The 16,057-nt window shown below is 51.6% G+C and carries 16 protein-coding genes; 10 read left to right on the top strand and 6 right to left on the bottom strand.

The annotated features are described in order from the left end of the window. Positions 1-2 precede the first annotated feature (2 nt). The gene (locus KNP92_RS10070) at positions 3-1,403 is read right to left on the bottom strand and encodes an MBL fold metallo-hydrolase (RefSeq protein ID WP_214839942.1); all 1,401 of its coding nucleotides are present in this window, start codon (positions 1,401-1,403) and stop codon (positions 3-5) included. A 67-nt stretch (positions 1,404-1,470) separates the two neighbouring features. Beyond that, entirely contained in the window at positions 1,471-1,767 is a 297-nt protein-coding gene (locus KNP92_RS10065) for a rhodanese-like domain-containing protein (RefSeq protein WP_214839939.1), read from the bottom strand. A gap of 110 nt (positions 1,768-1,877) precedes the next feature. Here KNP92_RS10065 and KNP92_RS10060 point away from each other — a divergent pair, with 110 nt between their 5' ends. From KNP92_RS10060 to KNP92_RS10045, 4 genes are all read left to right on the top strand, one after another. Further along, complete coding sequence (locus KNP92_RS10060) at positions 1,878-2,249, top strand: rhodanese-like domain-containing protein (RefSeq protein ID WP_214839937.1); 372 nt, start codon at positions 1,878-1,880, stop codon at positions 2,247-2,249. 36 nt (positions 2,250-2,285) lie between these two features. Next, the gene (locus tag KNP92_RS10055) at positions 2,286-3,065 is read left to right on the top strand and encodes a sulfite exporter TauE/SafE family protein (protein WP_214839935.1); all 780 of its coding nucleotides are present in this window, start codon (positions 2,286-2,288) and stop codon (positions 3,063-3,065) included. Positions 3,066-3,258: 193 nt separating this feature from the next. Further along, on the top strand, positions 3,259-5,169 hold the full coding sequence (locus tag KNP92_RS10050; RefSeq protein ID WP_214839933.1) for an LTA synthase family protein: 1,911 nt from the start codon (positions 3,259-3,261) through the stop codon (positions 5,167-5,169). Positions 5,170-5,265: 96 nt separating this feature from the next. Beyond that, a complete protein-coding gene (locus KNP92_RS10045; protein WP_214839931.1) occupies positions 5,266-5,874 on the top strand; it encodes a class I SAM-dependent methyltransferase in 609 nt (202 codons plus the stop codon). A 26-nt stretch (positions 5,875-5,900) separates the two neighbouring features. Here KNP92_RS10045 and KNP92_RS10040 read toward each other — a convergent pair whose 3' ends face one another. The 4 genes from KNP92_RS10040 to KNP92_RS10025 all read right to left on the bottom strand — a co-directional run bounded on the left by KNP92_RS10040 (position 5,901) and on the right by KNP92_RS10025 (position 8,461). Further along, positions 5,901-6,095: a hypothetical protein gene (locus KNP92_RS10040; protein WP_214839929.1), complete on the bottom strand. Its 195-nt coding sequence runs from the start codon at positions 6,093-6,095 to the stop codon at positions 5,901-5,903. A gap of 106 nt (positions 6,096-6,201) precedes the next feature. Then, the gene (locus tag KNP92_RS10035; RefSeq protein ID WP_214839927.1) at positions 6,202-6,750 is read right to left on the bottom strand and encodes a cysteine hydrolase family protein; all 549 of its coding nucleotides are present in this window, start codon (positions 6,748-6,750) and stop codon (positions 6,202-6,204) included. Positions 6,751-6,816: 66 nt separating this feature from the next. Then, positions 6,817-7,545, bottom strand: coding sequence for an ABC transporter permease (locus KNP92_RS10030; protein ID WP_214839925.1), 729 nt, complete (start codon positions 7,543-7,545; stop codon positions 6,817-6,819). Further along, positions 7,523-8,461, bottom strand: a complete 939-nt coding sequence (locus KNP92_RS10025) for an ABC transporter ATP-binding protein (protein ID WP_214839919.1) — start codon at positions 8,459-8,461, stop codon at positions 7,523-7,525. Before KNP92_RS10025 ends, KNP92_RS10030 begins: the two co-directional genes overlap by 23 nt. Positions 8,462-8,798: 337 nt before the next feature. On the opposite strand from KNP92_RS10025, the gene KNP92_RS10020 reads away from it, so the two are divergent. The 6 genes from KNP92_RS10020 (at position 8,799) to KNP92_RS09995 (ending at position 16,039) form a co-directional block, all read left to right on the top strand. Next, entirely contained in the window at positions 8,799-11,645 is a 2,847-nt protein-coding gene (locus KNP92_RS10020) for a 2-oxoglutarate dehydrogenase E1 component (protein ID WP_214839917.1), read from the top strand. 18 nt (positions 11,646-11,663) lie between these two features. After that, entirely contained in the window at positions 11,664-12,935 is a 1,272-nt protein-coding gene (gene odhB / locus KNP92_RS10015; RefSeq protein ID WP_214839915.1) for a 2-oxoglutarate dehydrogenase complex dihydrolipoyllysine-residue succinyltransferase, read from the top strand. Positions 12,936-13,080: 145 nt separating this feature from the next. Then, positions 13,081-13,743: a DsbA family protein gene (locus tag KNP92_RS10010; RefSeq protein ID WP_214839913.1), complete on the top strand. Its 663-nt coding sequence runs from the start codon at positions 13,081-13,083 to the stop codon at positions 13,741-13,743. Further along, positions 13,740-14,156 (top strand): disulfide oxidoreductase, encoded by a 417-nt coding sequence (locus KNP92_RS10005; RefSeq protein WP_214839911.1) that lies wholly within the window; start codon positions 13,740-13,742, stop codon positions 14,154-14,156. Before KNP92_RS10010 ends, KNP92_RS10005 begins: the two co-directional genes overlap by 4 nt. 40 nt (positions 14,157-14,196) lie before the next feature. Further along, positions 14,197-14,748, top strand: a complete 552-nt coding sequence (locus KNP92_RS10000; protein WP_214840311.1) for an SCO family protein — start codon at positions 14,197-14,199, stop codon at positions 14,746-14,748. A gap of 196 nt (positions 14,749-14,944) precedes the next feature. Then, positions 14,945-16,039 carry an MBL fold metallo-hydrolase gene (locus KNP92_RS09995; RefSeq protein ID WP_260564115.1) on the top strand — a complete coding sequence of 365 codons (1,095 nt, stop codon included), beginning with the start codon at positions 14,945-14,947 and terminating at the stop codon, positions 16,037-16,039. Positions 16,040-16,057 lie beyond the last annotated feature (18 nt).

Raw genomic sequence — 16,057 nt, 5'->3', positions numbered from 1 at the left:
CATTAGCGAATTTGTGCTGCATTGAGGACCGTCTTCATCGCACCGTAGCCACCGAGGATGTTTTGAATATCCTTGTAGCCGAGCGATTGAAGGACACTCGCAGCCATCCGTGAACGGACGCCGGATGCACAGTGGACGGCAATCGTCTGATCGGTTGGAAGTCCCTTGTGGTCGCGTGCGAGTTTACCAAGCAAGATGCGCTCGGCTTTCTCGTAATGGCTCGCATTCCATTCTGTCGCATTCCGGACGTCGAGGACGAAGACGTCACCTTTTTCTGCAGATTCGATGGCTTGCTCGGCTGTCACGTCCGTGTACGTCTCCGTCAACAGCTCTTGACCGAGCTCTTCGACGGGAACGATGTAGCGGAGCTTGTCCATGCCGATTGATTGCAAGTCAGTTTGAACTTGCTCGACGTCGTCCGCACTCGTGATGAGCGTGATGTCTTGATCGAAATTGACGAGCCAGCCGGCCCATGAGACGAACTTTGTGTTGTACGGGATATTGATGGTGCCCGGGACGTGACCTTTGGCAAAGTCTTCGCCTCTCCGAGTGTCGATGACTTGCGTCTCATTCACAAGCTCGTCGAGACGGTCCGTGTCGGCGAATTCTGGACGTGAGAGCGTATTCGTCACTTGAATCCCGTCTTTGTTCACTTTCTTCATCATCGCGAAGTAGTTCGGCGGCTCTGGTTGGTCCGTCGTCAACTCTTTGATGAACGCGTCTTTGTCTGTCATTTGAAGCGCCCAGTTCGTCGCTTTCTCGTAACCAACCGTCGACGTTGGGATGGCGCCGAGCGCTTTTCCGCAAGCGCTGCCGGCACCGTGGCCCGGCCAGACTTGGATGAAGTCAGGGAGAGCTTTGAATTTCTTGAGCGAATCAAACATTTGCTCGGCGCCGATGGCGGTCGTGCCTTTCACACCGGCTGCCTCTTCGAGCAGGTCAGGGCGACCGATATCGCCGACGAAGACGAAGTCGCCTGTGAAGATCCCCATCGGTTGCGTCTGGTTCCGGTCGTAGAGCAAGAACGAGATATGTTCGGGTGTGTGCCCGGGTGTGTGCATGACTTCGAGCATGACGTTACCAACGTTGAACGTGTCACCTTCTTTGACGAGCTGGGCGTCGATCTCTTTCGCGAACGCGTACTTCCACGAAGCGTCTCCCTCGTCTGACAAGTATGCTTTCGAGCCGTTGCGCTTGGCGAGCTCGAGTGAGCCTGAGACGAAGTCGGCGTGGATGTGTGTCTCGGCCGTAGCGACGATTTTCATGCTTTCTTTTTCGGCTTCCTCCAAATAAGGTGTGATGTTACGAGCAGGGTCGATGACGACTGCTTCGCCGGTCATTTGACAACCGACCATATATGAAGCCTGTGCTAATTTTTCATCATAGAAATAACGTAATAACATGTGAAATACCCCCTAAGAAGTGTTGACTGTGAATGAATGTGGTTTTTGAAATGAATCGAAAAGAGCGTTAGATCCTTTTGCCCGTCCAGCTCATCATGCCGCCGTCGACGTTGACGACGTCAAAGCCGAGCGAATCGAGATAAGTGGAAGCGTTCATGCTGCGTCCGCCTGCTGCGCAAATGACGTGAATCGGTTTTGAACGGTCGAGCGTTTCGACGTATTCCCCAAATTCAGACAGTGGGACATTTTTCGCCTGTTGGATATGGCCCCCGGCATATTCATCGGTCTCGCGAACGTCAATCAAGTTGATCGTCTCATCGGCCTTGAGCAACGCTTCAAGTTCAGTGGTCGTAATCGTCTTCATGTGTTGAATCTCCTTTTTTGAATCAAATGTAATGGCAAAAATCTTTCGTTGGCTTAAATATACCCCCTAAGGTATAATGAGCGCAAGTAGAAAGATTGGAGGGTAGAATTATGCGGAAACTTATCATTCTTTTATCGATTTTAGTGATTGGTACGCTCTTGCTCGTTTTATTCACGTCGAATAAGACGGAAGTGACTAAAATTGATGTTGACACGTTAAAAATACAATTAAAAAAAGAAGGAAGGACGTTAATTGATGTACGCGAAACAGATGAATACAGTGGGGGGCATATTGAGGGAGCGGTGAACGCACCACTTTCTTCATTGGATGCGGTCGGTTTGCCTTATGAAAAAGATGAACCGATATACCTCATCTGTCATAGTGGCAACCGAAGTGCGGTAGCTGCTCAAATATTGAGTGACCACGGCTATACGGAAGTGTATGACGTGACGGGTGGCATGATCGCCTGGGAACAAAGATAGGACGTACCGCGTCCATAAGGAATTGGAGGAGTTTTTATGGAGCTAGGGTTTATCATCACAATCTTTTTCATCGGATTCATCGGGTCATTCATCTCAGGGATGGTCGGCATCGGAGGTTCGATTATCAAATATCCCATGTTGTTATACATTCCGCCGATCCTCGGATTTGCGGCGTTCAGTGCGCATGAAGTGTCTGGAATTAGCGCAATACACGTATTCTTCGCTACGATCGGAGGCATTTATGCGTATCGAAAGGGCGGCTATTTAAATAGACAATTGATTCTCTTCATGGGTGTATCTGTCCTGATTGGGAGCTTTATCGGCGGATATGGTTCGACGCTCTTATCAGAAAACCTGATTAACGTCGTCTATGCCGTACTCGCGACAATCGCGACCGTGATGATGTTCATGCCGAAGAAGAATGTCGAAGATTTACCACTCGACGAAGTGACATTCAACAAAGTTATCGCGGCCGGGTCGGCGTTTATCGTCGGAATCGCTTCAGGCATCGTCGGGGCCGCCGGTGCCTTCATATTGATGCCGATTATGCTCGTCGTCTTGCGCATCCCAACGAAGATGGCGATTGCGAGCTCGCTAGCGATTACGTTCATCTCGTCGATCGGGTCGACGACTGGAAAAATCATTACGGATCAAATCGTGTGGGAACCGGCTATCATCATGATCGTCGCCAGTTTAATGGCTGCGCCGATTGGAGCGAACGTCGGAAAGAACATGAAAACGAAGTCGCTTCAACTCATCTTAGGGCTCCTTATATTAGCGAGCACGGTTAAGATTTGGCTCGATCTCATCGGATGAAGACGCTAAACGATTAATTTTAGTCGATCGTATTTTTCACAAATATGTCGTTAATGTACAACGATTTCACACAGTCCCTTCGGTTGATTTACGTTCACAAGAACGTTAAAATACGATTCATACATTATGTCCGTTCATCGTGCTTGCACGATTTGATTTAAATTTTATTGTTAAGTAAGGAGTGTTACATGTCATGAATCCTTTGAATCAACCGAAAGGAAAAATGGAACGGTTCCGTCAGGCGGCAGCGAACTCGTTCCGGACACATCGTTTGTTCTGGCTGTTCACGTTATTGTTGTGGACGAAGTCGACCATCGCGTATCAATTCTTTTTCAACATCCCGATTGATAACGGGATGCAGTCGTTCATCTTGCTCATCAATCCGCTCAGCTCGACGCTGTTCTTGTTCGCGTTCAGCTTCTTCTTCAGCGGAAACAAGCGCAAGTGGGCCCTCTACATCCTCTACGCGGTCTCGTCGCTCATCTTGTTCGCCGATACGACGTATTACCGGGAGTTCACGGATTTCTTGACCGTACCGGTCTTGTTCCAATCGTCGAACATGGAGACGTTGTCGTCGTCGTTCCTGTCACTGCTCCAGTGGAAAGACTTGCTCATCGTCGGTGACTTGCTCGTCTTGCCGTTCTTGCTTTGGAAGCTGAATGAGACGGGGAAGTCGTCACGGAAACGCGTCATCGCGACGTTCGTGGCGGCCGCGGCCATGTTCGGATTCAACTTGGCACTCGCTGAGACGGAACGTCCCGAGCTCTTGACACGTTCGTTCGACCGTGAGCTTCTCGTCAAAAACCTCGGGACGTTTAACTTCCACGTGTATGACGCGATGCTCCAAACGAAGACGTCGGCGCAAAAAGCGATGGCGGACGGTTCGGAGTTGGCGGAAGTCGAACAGTACACCCGCCAAAACTATGCCGCGCCGGACCCGGAGCTGTTCGGGAAGTATCGAGGGAAGAATGTGATTGCCGTCTCGTTCGAGTCGGCCCAGAACTTCACGAACCACATGAAAGCACCAAACGGCGAGTACATCACGCCAAACTTGAACAAACTCATTGAAGAGTCGCACTTCTGGCCGAACTTCTATCATACGACCGGTCAAGGGAAGACGTCGGACTCGGAGTTCGCCCTCGACAATTCGCTCTTCGGATTGCCGCGCGGTGGCGTCTACTTCACGAATGCAGACAATGAGTACGATGCGTTGACGGAACGGATCAAGCAGGCGGACTATCACTCGGCCGTGTTCCATGCGAACAACAAATCGTTCTGGAACCGTGACCAAATGTATGCCAACATCGGCGTCGACTCGTTCTACGATCAAGACTATTACGACTTAGGCGACCCGGCCGATATGACGGAGTGGGGACTGCTCGACGATGAGTTCTTCTTACAATCGGTGCCGATGCTTGAGGAACTTCCGGAGCCGTACTTCGCGAAGTTCATCACGCTCACGAACCATTTCCCGTTCACGATGCCAAGCGAAGAGCATGAGCTTGTACCGAAATTCGAAACGAACTCGACGACGCTCAACAACTTCCCGCAGGCACTCGCCTATCAGGACTATGCGCTCGGCTTGTTCATCGACGAGTTGAAAGCGAACGGGATGTGGGAAGATACGATCTTTATCGTCTATGGCGATCATAACGGGATCTCGACGAACCATAACGCTGCGATGGCCGACCTTCTTGGGAAAGATGAAATCACCCCTTATGACGTCGCGAAGTTACAGCAAGTGCCGTTCGCGATTCACTTACCGGGACAAGAAGAAGGGGTCGTCCATGACGGAATCGGAAGTCAGATCGACATGAACCCGACGATTCAACATCTGCTCGGGATTGATACGTCAGACCAAATCGGTTTCGGGAACGACTTGTTCGCACCGGAACGAAATGACCGCGCCATTTTCCGAGACGGGACGATGATTACAAACGATCACGTCTTTACCCAGTCGATGTGTTATGAAGCGGAGACGGGTGAACTCGCAGCCGACCCGGAAGCGTGTGACCTACTCGAAGAAGAGGCGAATCGCGTGCTCGAGATGAACGATTCGATTATCTACTCCGATTTACTTCGTTTCAAAGAACCGAATGAATGATAAAAAGAGAGAGTCCCTTCTCTCTTTTTTTGTTGTCTTCAATCAGGAACGAACGTGGTAAGATGGCAGGAGTCATAACAGGAGAGAGTGAAGCGAATGGAGTATACGGGAGAACGGGTCATCCCGGATCAGATGAATCCGATGAACGGGATGTTGCTCGAACACATTGCCCGCTATCAATTTTCATTATTATATTTGAACGGACGGGTACTCGACTTCGCGACCGGGAGCGGCTACGGCGGCCAATTGATTGCGAAAACGTTGAAAGGGACCGTGACGGAAGTCGTCGGGGTCGACGTGTCCGAGACTTCGATTGCCTACGCGAGAGGGCGGTATCATCATCCGAACGTCACCTATGTCGTCGGGGACGTGCTCGACCGGACGCTACCGGAGCGGCTCGGCCAATTCGACTGCATCGTCAGTTTTGAGACGATCGAGCACATCACGGATTTTGAATGTTTTATGGAAAACGTATGGGGCTTGTTAAAACCGGGCGGGACGCTCGTCTTGTCGACCCCGTTCGGCCAAGGCGTCGGTCAGCCAACAAATGAACCGTTTCACGCCCATCAGTTCACGGAGACAGAATTCGAGGCGCTGTTCGAACCGTTCACATCTATCGACTACTACTATCAACGAGGTGTCCTCGTGGAACCAAAACGCCCGAGCCGGCATTATCCGTTTGGGATTGCGGTCGCGATAAAGTGACGAAAACAAAAAGCCCGATGAATAGGTCATCGGGTGATGAAATAGTAGAGTAGACCGAGCCCGAAAAACGAGAGCGGCAATAAGATGATATAAATCCAGGAAACCATCGACCAACTCTTTTTCTGACTATACGCTGACTTGTCTTTCCCGAGCCCGACCATAATTGTAAAGACGAGAGCGATCAGGCAGACGAGGAGCGATAATCCAATCGTGAGATACATCTTGTCACATCCTTCTTCAGTTCTTCATATAGTTAGCATAGCTGAAAATAAACCAAAAAAGCCTCTGAAATGTTGGGATTGTGTGTCCAACAATCAGAGGCTTTTGTCACGAATTCGTCTGTTTAATATATACGTCGGCTGCATCGATTGGAATGCCAAGCGTCTCATGAATGACGGTCAATGCACTCTCGTTCCGCTTGTCGGTCTCGGCGGCGACACAATCGCGCGGTACGTGGAGCTCATACTCTCGCATGTAGCCATCGTTCGCTGAGAACAAGATGCAAATATCCGATGCGACCCCGGTCATCACCAAATTTTTGACGTCGAGTTGACGGAGTAAAATATCGAGCTGCGTCCCGTAAAAGGCGGAATGTCGTGGTTTGATGATGAAATATTCTTTATCTTTCGGCGCGATGCGCTTTGCAATCTCACGACCGTTCGATGATTCGACGTGACGGACGATGTCCTCCGTACTATCTTTCCACTGTCCGAAGTTGTCGTTACAGTAGATGACCGGTAAGTCATTGTCTTTAAAGTGACGTTTTAACTGTAAAATCGGTTCGACGATCGGTTCCGTGTTCCGGAGTAAATCGTCGCCTCCCTCGAAGTCAAAGTCATTGAACATATCAATGATGAGTAAAGCGGTTTTCGACATACAGGTCCCTCCTCCTTAGAAATCACTCTCTAGTAGGAAGTACCACTTCATCCGACCGCTTAACCGTTATTCGGCGAACGTTTTACTCCGGAACATGAACGCCGTGATGATGTAGAAGGCGACGATGTGAATCAAGACGTAAAGGGCAGAGAACCAAATCGTCACGTCCATCGTCTCCATGAAGCCGGGACTTTGGTAATAGACAGATAAGTCCGTATGCAAGAAGACAATCCATTTGGCGATGGCTGGTTTCCATGTGATGAGAAGGCCGCCAATCATCGTCGACAGGAAGTTCGCGAGCACGGTGAAGCCGATAACGACACCAGTCGATTTGAAGACGACCGAGAACATGAGCGTCAAGAAGATGACGAACACGCCGCTCGACACGCTGAGCAACAAGTTGCGGAACTGTTCGAACGTCAAGTTCCCATCGAGCGTGAGGGCGAGACCGTACGTCACGGCTAGGATGAAGACGAACTGGGCGAGCATGATGAGGAGAGCCGCCAAAAGTTTTGATAGGAGAATCCGATCACGTGAATACGGACTCATCAACAAATGTTTCAACGTGTCGTACTTTAGCTCATTCCCGATCATCTCGGCCGTAAAGACGATCGTAAAGATGCCAAGGAACGTCATCGCGGCCATCGCGGCGAAGTTGACGAAGGTTGCGGCGTCCCCGTCTGCCCGAACGAAGAAATACGTCAATAGGATAATCGCCGTGTACATACCAAGGGCGATGAGTGGCTTAATCGTTCGCCGCCACTTCATAAATTCATTGGCTAGTAATGAACGCATTGTTCGTGCCTCCTTCTTTTTTCGTTACTTTTAAGAATTGTTCCTCGAGCGTCTCGTGCTTCATCCCGATTTGATAGACGGACAAGCCACGGTCGACAAGCTGTTTTAATAGATGCGGAATGTCGCTCTCTGGTCGCGGGACGATGAACGTCTCTGCCGACTGTTGAACGATTTTGACGTCGTCGAAGGCGAGTGCCGCGACATCGAGCGCATCGTTCATGTGAGCCCGGTCCACTTTGCATAAAATGACGCTTTCCGTCTGCAGTTCCCCGTCGCCCCCTTGGACCGACTTGATTTGACCTTGGTCGATGATGGCGAAACGGTCTGTAATCATTTCCATTTCGCTTAAAAGGTGGCTCGAGATTAAAATGGCGATGCCGCGGTGGTCGGCGAGATGCCGTAAGTATTGACGCAAATCGGCGATCCCAGCTGGATCGAGTCCGTTCGTCGGCTCATCTAAGATGAGGACCTTCGGATTATGGAGGAGGGCACGGGCAATCCCGAGTCGTTGCTTCATGCCGAGCGAGTATTGTTTTACTTTTAGATCGAGCTTCGTTTCGAGTCCGACGAGCGCGCCAAGGGCGTTCAAATCTACTTTCTTTATGCCTGGAATCAGATTCATCGCATGAATCAAATTTTCTCGTCCGGTCAGATACGGATAGAAGGCAGGGTTTTCAACGATGGCGCCAATCCGGCTCAGCGCTTGTTGACGCTCGGTCGCGACGTCGAACCCATCGACTGTCACCGTTCCGTGGGTCGCAGGCATGAGGCCGGTAATGATGCGAATCGTCGTCGTTTTACCGGCCCCGTTCGGACCGAGGAACCCGAAGATTTCCCCTGGCACGACTTCGAAGCTGACGTTCGTCAACACGTTCGTCTTTCCCATCTTTTTGTGTACGTTTTGCACGGTTAACATGATGTCACCTAACTTTCATTGAGAGTATTTACCAACTGGCTTACACCTATATTACGGCATAAGCTGAAACGAGGTTTCACCTTTTTTTGAAATAAATGAAACAAACGCATCGGTTCACAATTTGTTGATAAGGAAAACTTATTGAATTGGTATGGACGAATTGTGAATTTGAAAGGGTCTTTCGAGGTGGAAAGGTGTAGTATGGAGGGGAGAGTAAGAGGCAAGATTTGGCTCTTTATCTAGTGCGAATCAGAAGGATGAACTGCTTCGCGCTTAATGTTAAAATGAAAGCGTTCACACACAAGGGCGTTTAGGAACGGATAGGGGGATTTATTCAATGGGAGAGTCGTCGAACGGTCACGAAGCGTTACAATCATTTTATGGTCCAAACTTAGGCTATATCGTTGAATTATACGAGCAATATTTGGAAGACCCAGAATCGGTCGATGCCGAGACGCGTCACTACTTCGACGAGCATGGGGCACCCGAAACGGCGGTACCGGACGCACCGGTCGCATCGTTTGATTTGGAGAAAGTCGTGGCAGCGACACGGCTGGTCAATGATATTCGGGCACTCGGCCATAAAGCGGCTGACATTTACCCGCTCAAAGACCACCCGCGCGAACACGGCTTATTTGCGTTTGACCACTATGGGCTGAAAGAAGCGGATTTAAAACAAATCCCTGCGCACCTATTGACGGAAGATGTACCGAAGCAAGGCGCGAGTGCGCTCGAACTCGTCCGTCACTTGCTTGACGTGTACACGGACACGGTCGCGATCGAACTTCGTCACTTAGACGACATGGAAGAGAAGCGCTGGATTCGTCGTCGGATTGAACAGGGCGCACTCAAAGCGAAACTTTCAAAAAACGAAAAAATCGAATTGTTCCAGCGACTCGCGGAGACCGAATTGTTCGAATCGTTCCTTCATAAGACGTACGTCGGTCAAAAACGCTTCTCCATTGAAGGACTTGACTCGATGATTCCGCTTCTTGATGCGATGGTCGGGGGACTCATCTCGAGCGGGTCGGAACATATCAATATCGGGATGGCGCACCGGGGACGCTTGAACGTGCTCGCCCATGTGCTCGGGAAACCGTACGAGATGATTTTCGCCGAATTCCAACATGCGCCGAACAAAGAGCTCATCCCGTCGGAAGGCTCAATCGGCATCAACTTCGGTTGGTCAGGCGACGTCAAGTATCACCTTGGGCTCGACCGGAAAGTGCTTGAAGACAAGAAAGAAGTCCGTTTGAACCTTGCGAACAACCCGAGCCACTTGGAGTTCGTCGGTTCAGTCGTCGAGGGCTACACACGCGCCGCACAAGACGACCGCTCGAAAAAAGGGATGGCCGTTCAACAAGATGATAAAGCGGCTTCGATTTTGATTCACGGAGACGCGGCTTTCCCAGGCCAAGGGATTGTCGCCGAAACGCTCAACATGACGAACTTGAACGGATATCGGACGGCCGGTACGGTCCACGTCATCGCCAACAACACGATCGGCTTCACGACCGATCCGAGCGATTCACGCTCGACGCGCTATGCGAGCGATATCGCCAAAGGTTATGAGATTCCAGTCTTCCACGTGAATGCGGACGATCCGGAAGCGTGTATGGCCGTCGCGAAGCTATGTAGTGAATATCGTGCCAAGTTCCATAAAGATATCCTCGTTGACTTGGTCGGGTACCGCCGCTACGGTCATAACGAGATGGACGAGCCGATGAACACGAACCCGGTCCTCTATAAAGCGATTAAAGGCCATCAATCGGTTCGCCACGTTTACGCCGATACGCTCATCGCGGAAGGTGTGATGACAAAAGAAGACAAAGCGACGATTGAACAGTCGATTGAAGACCGTCTCAAATCGGCCCGTGACCTCGTCCCATCAGAGGAAGAGGATTCTGACATCGTCATGCCGGAAGCCGTCTTTAAAGGGTTCCCGTCCGTCGAGACCGGCGTGGAACGAGACGTCTTGAAACAAATCAACGAGGAGTTGCTCGAATGGCCGGAAGGATTTGGCGTGTTCCATAAACTCCAAAAAGTACTCGACCGTCGCCGCGAGGCGTTCGGGGAGAATGGGAAAGTCGACTGGGGTCATGCCGAGACGCTCGCCTATGCGTCCATCATCTCGGATGGCACACCGGTTCGCTTGAGCGGTCAAGATTCAGAGCGCGGGACGTTCGCCCAGCGGAACATTATGTTGAACGATGCGGAGACGGGCAAGAAGTTCTCGCCACTCCATCATCTGTCGACAGCGAACGCTTCATTCTCGGTATTCAACAGCCCGCTCTCGGAAGGCTCGGTACTCGGTTTTGAATACGGGTACAACGTCTTCGCTCAAGACACGCTCGTCTTGTGGGAAGCGCAATATGGCGACTTCGCCAACTCGGCGCAAGTCATGTTCGACCAATTTATCTCGGCCGGACGAGCCAAATGGGGACAAAAGTCAGGGCTCGTCATGCTGTTGCCGCACGGATATGAAGGACAAGGTCCTGAGCACTCGAGTGCCCGGATGGAGCGTTACTTGACGCTTGCCGGAGAGAAGAACTGGACGGTCGCGAACCTTTCGACCGCCGCACAGTATTTCCACATTTTACGTCGCCAAGCATTGATGCTTGGCACGGAACAAGTCCGTCCGATGATCATCATGACACCGAAGAGCCTGCTTCGTCATCCGCTTGCAGCCTCATCGGTCGAAGAATTGACAGACGGAACTTTCCGTCCGATCGTCGAGCAGCCAGGTTTGGGTGAACAAACGGATAAAGTTGAACGACTCGTTTTCTGTTCAGGGAAGATGGCGATCGATTTGCAAGAAGCGACGATGAAGTCGGAAGAGTCGCTCGACTTCCTTCACATCATCCGGGTCGAAGAGATTTATCCGTTCCCGGTCCGTGAAATTCGTGAAGTCGTCAGTCGCTACCCGAATGCGAAAGAGATCGTTTGGGTCCAAGAAGAGCCGAAGAACATGGGCGCTTGGACGTATATCGAGCCACGGCTCGAAGCGGTCACAACGAACCGGTTGAACGTCCGCTATATCGGCCGTCGCCGTCGTTCGAGCCCGGCCGAGGGGAACCCAACGGCCCATAAGCAAGAACAAGCGCGCATCATCCGCGAAGCCATTTCGCGTGACGCCGTCTCGGCTGCTGCCGGCACGAGCACATACCAAAAAGATCGTAAATAAGTTAAGGGGGAACTCATTGTGATCGAAATCAAAGTACCGGAGTTAGCAGAGTCCATTACGGAAGGAACGGTTGCTTCATGGCTCAAACAGCCAGGTGACCAAGTCGAAAAAGGGGAAGCCATCGTCGAACTCGAGACAGACAAAGTCAACATCGAGGTACCAGCCGATGAATCGGGTGTGCTAGAAGAGCAACTCGCCGGCGAAGGTGACACGGTCCAAGTCGGACAAGTCATCGCCCGTCTCGGTTCGGGATCAGGCGGCGGCACGGCTGTCGCGACGAAGACAAAGACGGAAGCACCGGCCGAAACGGCACCAGCTCCGGCTGAGCCGAAAGTCGAAACGCTCGAGGAAGCGAAAAAAGTTGAGCGTCGCGAAGAGCACGTCGCGAGCCCGGGTAAAGGACCAATCGCCACACCGGCAGCGCGTAAGCTTGCCCGTGAGAAAGGAATTGACCTTGCGGCGATTCAAACGAACGATCCGATGGGTCGTATCAACGTCCACGATGTGACGAGCCATAACACGGCACCAGCACCGAAACAAGAGGCACCGAAAGCACCGGCTGCAACACCGCAACCGGCAGCGAGCGGGAAGGAAGAAGAACGCATCAAGATGACGCGCCGTCGTCAGACGATCGCGAACCGCCTCGTCGAAGTGCAACAGACGGCTGCGATGCTCACGACGTTCAACGAAATCGACATGTCAGCCGTTATGGCGCTCCGCAAACGTCGTCAAGAGAAGTTCGTCAAAGACAATGACGTCAAACTCGGCTTTATGTCATTCTTCACGAAAGCGGCTGTTGCGGCCCTTAAACGGATGCCTTACTTGAACGCAGAGATTCAAGGCAACGAGATCGTCTTGAAGAAGTACTACGATATCGGCATCGCCGTGTCGGCACCAGACGGACTCGTTGTGCCGGTCGTGCGCGAAGCAGACCGCAAAAACTTTGGTGAGATTGAGAAGGACATCCTTCACCTCGCCGACAAGGCCCGCAACAACAAACTCGGGCTTAGCGACCTCACGGGTGGCACGTTCACGATCACGAACGGCGGCGTGTTCGGTTCGCTCTTGTCGACACCGATTTTAAACGGACCGCAAGTCGCGATCCTTGGGATGCACTCGATTCAACTCCGTCCGATCGCAATCGATGCGGACACGATGGAGAACCGCCCAATGATGTACGTGGCGCTCTCGTATGACCACCGCATCGTCGACGGTCGTGAGGCCGTGACGTTCCTTAAACACATTAAAGACATGATTGAAGATCCAGAGCAATTGCTTTTTGAAGCGTAAGTCAATCACAGCGAGTAAACAGGGTGCATCCATTGCGGTGCATCCTTTTCTTGTGATCTCAAAAAAAAGTGTGAGTCGATTTTTGTGGATTAGGATAGCGCTTTCGATATAATGGAGACGATATAAAGACATAGAGGTGAAGACAGTGAAACAAAATAAAGTATTGGTCCTCTTGACACTCGTCGCCGTTGCTTTAATTGCAATCGTCGTCGTGTTGTTGAATCGACCAGCCGACCAAGCCGAGACGGCCGTACGAGGGGAGCACGTGGAGACAGCCGGACAACCGACCATCGGGGAAACGAACGCACCCGTATCAGTCGTCGAGTTCGGGGACTATAAGTGCCCGTCGTGTAAACAGTGGGGGGAGACGGTCTATCCGAAATTAAAAGAGGACTATATCGACACGGGCAAGGCGAGCTTCAGCTACATAAACGTCCTCTTCCACGGACAAGAATCCATTTTGGCGGCACTCGCTTCGGAATCCGTATACGTCCAAGACCCGGACGCGTTCTGGGACTTCCACAAGGCGGTATACGACGCCCAACCCGCGAGCCAGCATCACGATGAGGCGTGGGTGACGGTCGAGCGTTTGATTGAAATTGCCGAAGCGACGACGTCCGTCGACGTCGCGCGGCTTAAAACGGATTTGAGTGAAAATTCGACGGTCCTCGAACAAGTGAGCTTTGATGACGGACTCGTCAAAGAGAATGAGGTGCGCCTCACGCCGACGATTATGATTAACGGGGTCGTGCTCGAGAATCCGTTCGACTATGAGGCAATCAAGCGATTGATTGAGAATGACTTATGACAAAATCGTTCGTTAATCGATACGGACTCTATGCCGCTTGGCTTGTCTCGCTAATGGCGACACTCGGAAGCCTGTATTTCAGTGAAATTCGCGGGTTCGTCCCGTGCGAACTTTGTTGGATTCAGCGCATCTTCATGTATCCACTGACGTTCCTGCTCGGCATTGCCGTCTTCACAGATGATCGCGCCGTTAAGAAATACGTGTTGCCACTGGCGATCATCGGCGGTACGGTCTCGTTTTATCATTATCTGGTCCAAAAAGTACCGGGTTTTGCTGCGATTAAGCCGTGTGTCCAAGGGGTGCCGTGTAACGTGCAGTACATCAATTGGTTCGGCTTCGTGACGATTCCGTTTCTCGCGTTGACGGCGTTCACGATGATCACGTTGCTGTTGCTTTTCGTCAAAAAACGTTAAGGAGTTGGCTAGATTGAAAAAAGGAATCATCGTGGCATTTATGAGCCTGTTCGTCGTGCTCGCCGCCTGTAGTAACGAAATCGAAGACCCGCTCAACTGGGACATCGAATCGTTCGAATATATGAACCAAGAGGGAGAGCAAGTCAGTCTCGATGACTTGAAAGGCAAGGTATGGATGGCCGACTTCGTGTTTACGAGCTGTGAGACGGTCTGTCCGCCGATGACGTTCAACATGTCGAAGTTGAATGACGCACTCGTCGAGGAGGGGGTCGAGGACGTCCAATTCGTCTCGTTCAGCGTCGACCCGACCGTCGACACGCCAGAGAAAATCAAGGCGTTCATGGCGGATTATGATTTAGCGAACGCCGATTGGCAGTTCTTGACGGGCTACTCGCAAGAAGAGATTGAGACGTTCGCGCAAGGGAACTTCAAAGCGCTCGTCCGGAAACCGGAAGAAGGGACGCAAGTCGATCATGCGACGTGGTTCTATCTCGTCGACCAGGACGGGAAGATTGTAAAAGCATATCCAGGTTTCCAAGACGTGCCGTATGAAGACATCATGAACGATATTAAGATTTTGCAGAAGTCCTGATGCGTAAGCATCGGGACTTTTTTAAAGACGAACGATTGACTGGTTGGTTCAGACTTGAAGCGCGAGAAGAGAATCTATCTAAACAAAAAATGGCATAAGCGGAGGTTCGGCACGTTTCGTGAATGAAGAATCATGCGCATTCCGCTACTTCGTCGTATAATGAGACAAACATCATCATATGGGGAAGAGGATGAACGTGAAAAAGACGCTATTGTTTTCATTGATTGGCATGGCCGCCGTGACCGGTACCGTGCTCACACAGTATAAACCGCTTGGTCGTAAACCGAAGGCACTCGAGTCACCGCATCTGGTGAACGGCAAGTTCCGTAATTTGCTCGATACGCCGATGCGTTTCTCGACAGATGATATGATTTCGATGTCGCGTGATTATGTGAATGTGAACTCACGACGCAAGCCGAGCGCACCGCTTCCAATTGTTCCAATCGATTTCTCAGAGAAACTCGGTTCGAGCTTCACGCGCGTCTACTGGCTCGGCCATTCGGCGCTGCTCGTTCAAATGGACGGGAAGACGATGCTCGTCGACCCGATGTTCGGCCGCAGCCCGTCACCACTCCCGTTCGCGAAGAATGAACGGTTCAGTGAAGACTTACCGTTCGAACTCGACGACTTGCCAGACATCGATGTCGTCTTACTTACGCACGACCATTACGACCATTTGGACTATGCATCGATTCAAGCGATTCAAGACCGCGTCGCGACGTTCATCGTCCCGCTCGGTGTCGGCAGTCACTTAAAACGATGGGGCATCGGGGCCAAACGGATCGTTGAACGCGACTGGGGCGATTCGTATACGTTCGGGTCATGGACGTTCGTCTGCACGCCGGCCCGTCACTTTTCCGGCCGTTCGCTCACCGACCGCAACGCGACGCTTTGGGCGTCATGGGTCGTCATCGGCGAGACGGATCGCCTCTTCTTCAGCGGGGACGGTGGCTACGGTCCGCATTTTAAAGAGATTGGTGACGCATATGGCCCGTTCGACTTCGCGGCGCTCGAGTGTGGCCAATACGATGAACGCTGGCCGGACGTGCACATGCAACCGCATGAGACGGCGCAGGCGTTTCATGACGTGCGAGCCGATAAAGTGCTCCCGATTCACTGGGGTGCGTTCACCTTATCGTTCCATGATTGGTTCGACCCAGCCGAGCAGATGGTCACGCTCTTACCGAAAGACGACGTCTTGACGCCGGTGATCGGTGAGCGCATCACGCTCGACGGACGGAACGACACGAAAACGTGGTGGCGGGAAATCGAAGACACGAACAAGCGATGACCGATTCGGTCACCGCTT

Source organism: Exiguobacterium sp. s122, assembly GCF_018618475.1.
GTDB classification, from domain to species: domain Bacteria; phylum Bacillota; class Bacilli; order Exiguobacteriales; family Exiguobacteriaceae; genus Exiguobacterium; species Exiguobacterium himgiriensis.
Note: the sequence above shows the minus strand (reverse complement) of the source record. Positions and strands in the feature narration are given on the sequence as shown.

Coding starts and splice junctions, on each gene's coding strand:
- KNP92_RS10070 (WP_214839942.1), bottom strand. CDS start 1,403: ATGTTATTACGTTATTTCTATGATGAAAAATTAGCACAGGCTTCATAT.
- KNP92_RS10065 (WP_214839939.1), bottom strand. CDS start 1,767: ATGAAGACGATTACGACCACTGAACTTGAAGCGTTGCTCAAGGCCGAT.
- KNP92_RS10060 (WP_214839937.1), top strand. CDS start 1,878: ATGCGGAAACTTATCATTCTTTTATCGATTTTAGTGATTGGTACGCTC.
- KNP92_RS10055 (WP_214839935.1), top strand. CDS start 2,286: ATGGAGCTAGGGTTTATCATCACAATCTTTTTCATCGGATTCATCGGG.
- KNP92_RS10050 (WP_214839933.1), top strand. CDS start 3,259: ATGAATCCTTTGAATCAACCGAAAGGAAAAATGGAACGGTTCCGTCAG.
- KNP92_RS10045 (WP_214839931.1), top strand. CDS start 5,266: ATGGAGTATACGGGAGAACGGGTCATCCCGGATCAGATGAATCCGATG.
- KNP92_RS10040 (WP_214839929.1), bottom strand. CDS start 6,095: ATGTATCTCACGATTGGATTATCGCTCCTCGTCTGCCTGATCGCTCTC.
- KNP92_RS10035 (WP_214839927.1), bottom strand. CDS start 6,750: ATGTCGAAAACCGCTTTACTCATCATTGATATGTTCAATGACTTTGAC.
- KNP92_RS10030 (WP_214839925.1), bottom strand. CDS start 7,545: ATGCGTTCATTACTAGCCAATGAATTTATGAAGTGGCGGCGAACGATT.
- KNP92_RS10025 (WP_214839919.1), bottom strand. CDS start 8,461: ATGTTAACCGTGCAAAACGTACACAAAAAGATGGGAAAGACGAACGTG.
- KNP92_RS10020 (WP_214839917.1), top strand. CDS start 8,799: ATGGGAGAGTCGTCGAACGGTCACGAAGCGTTACAATCATTTTATGGT.
- KNP92_RS10005 (WP_214839911.1), top strand. CDS start 13,740: ATGACAAAATCGTTCGTTAATCGATACGGACTCTATGCCGCTTGGCTT.
- KNP92_RS10000 (WP_214840311.1), top strand. CDS start 14,197: ATGAGCCTGTTCGTCGTGCTCGCCGCCTGTAGTAACGAAATCGAAGAC.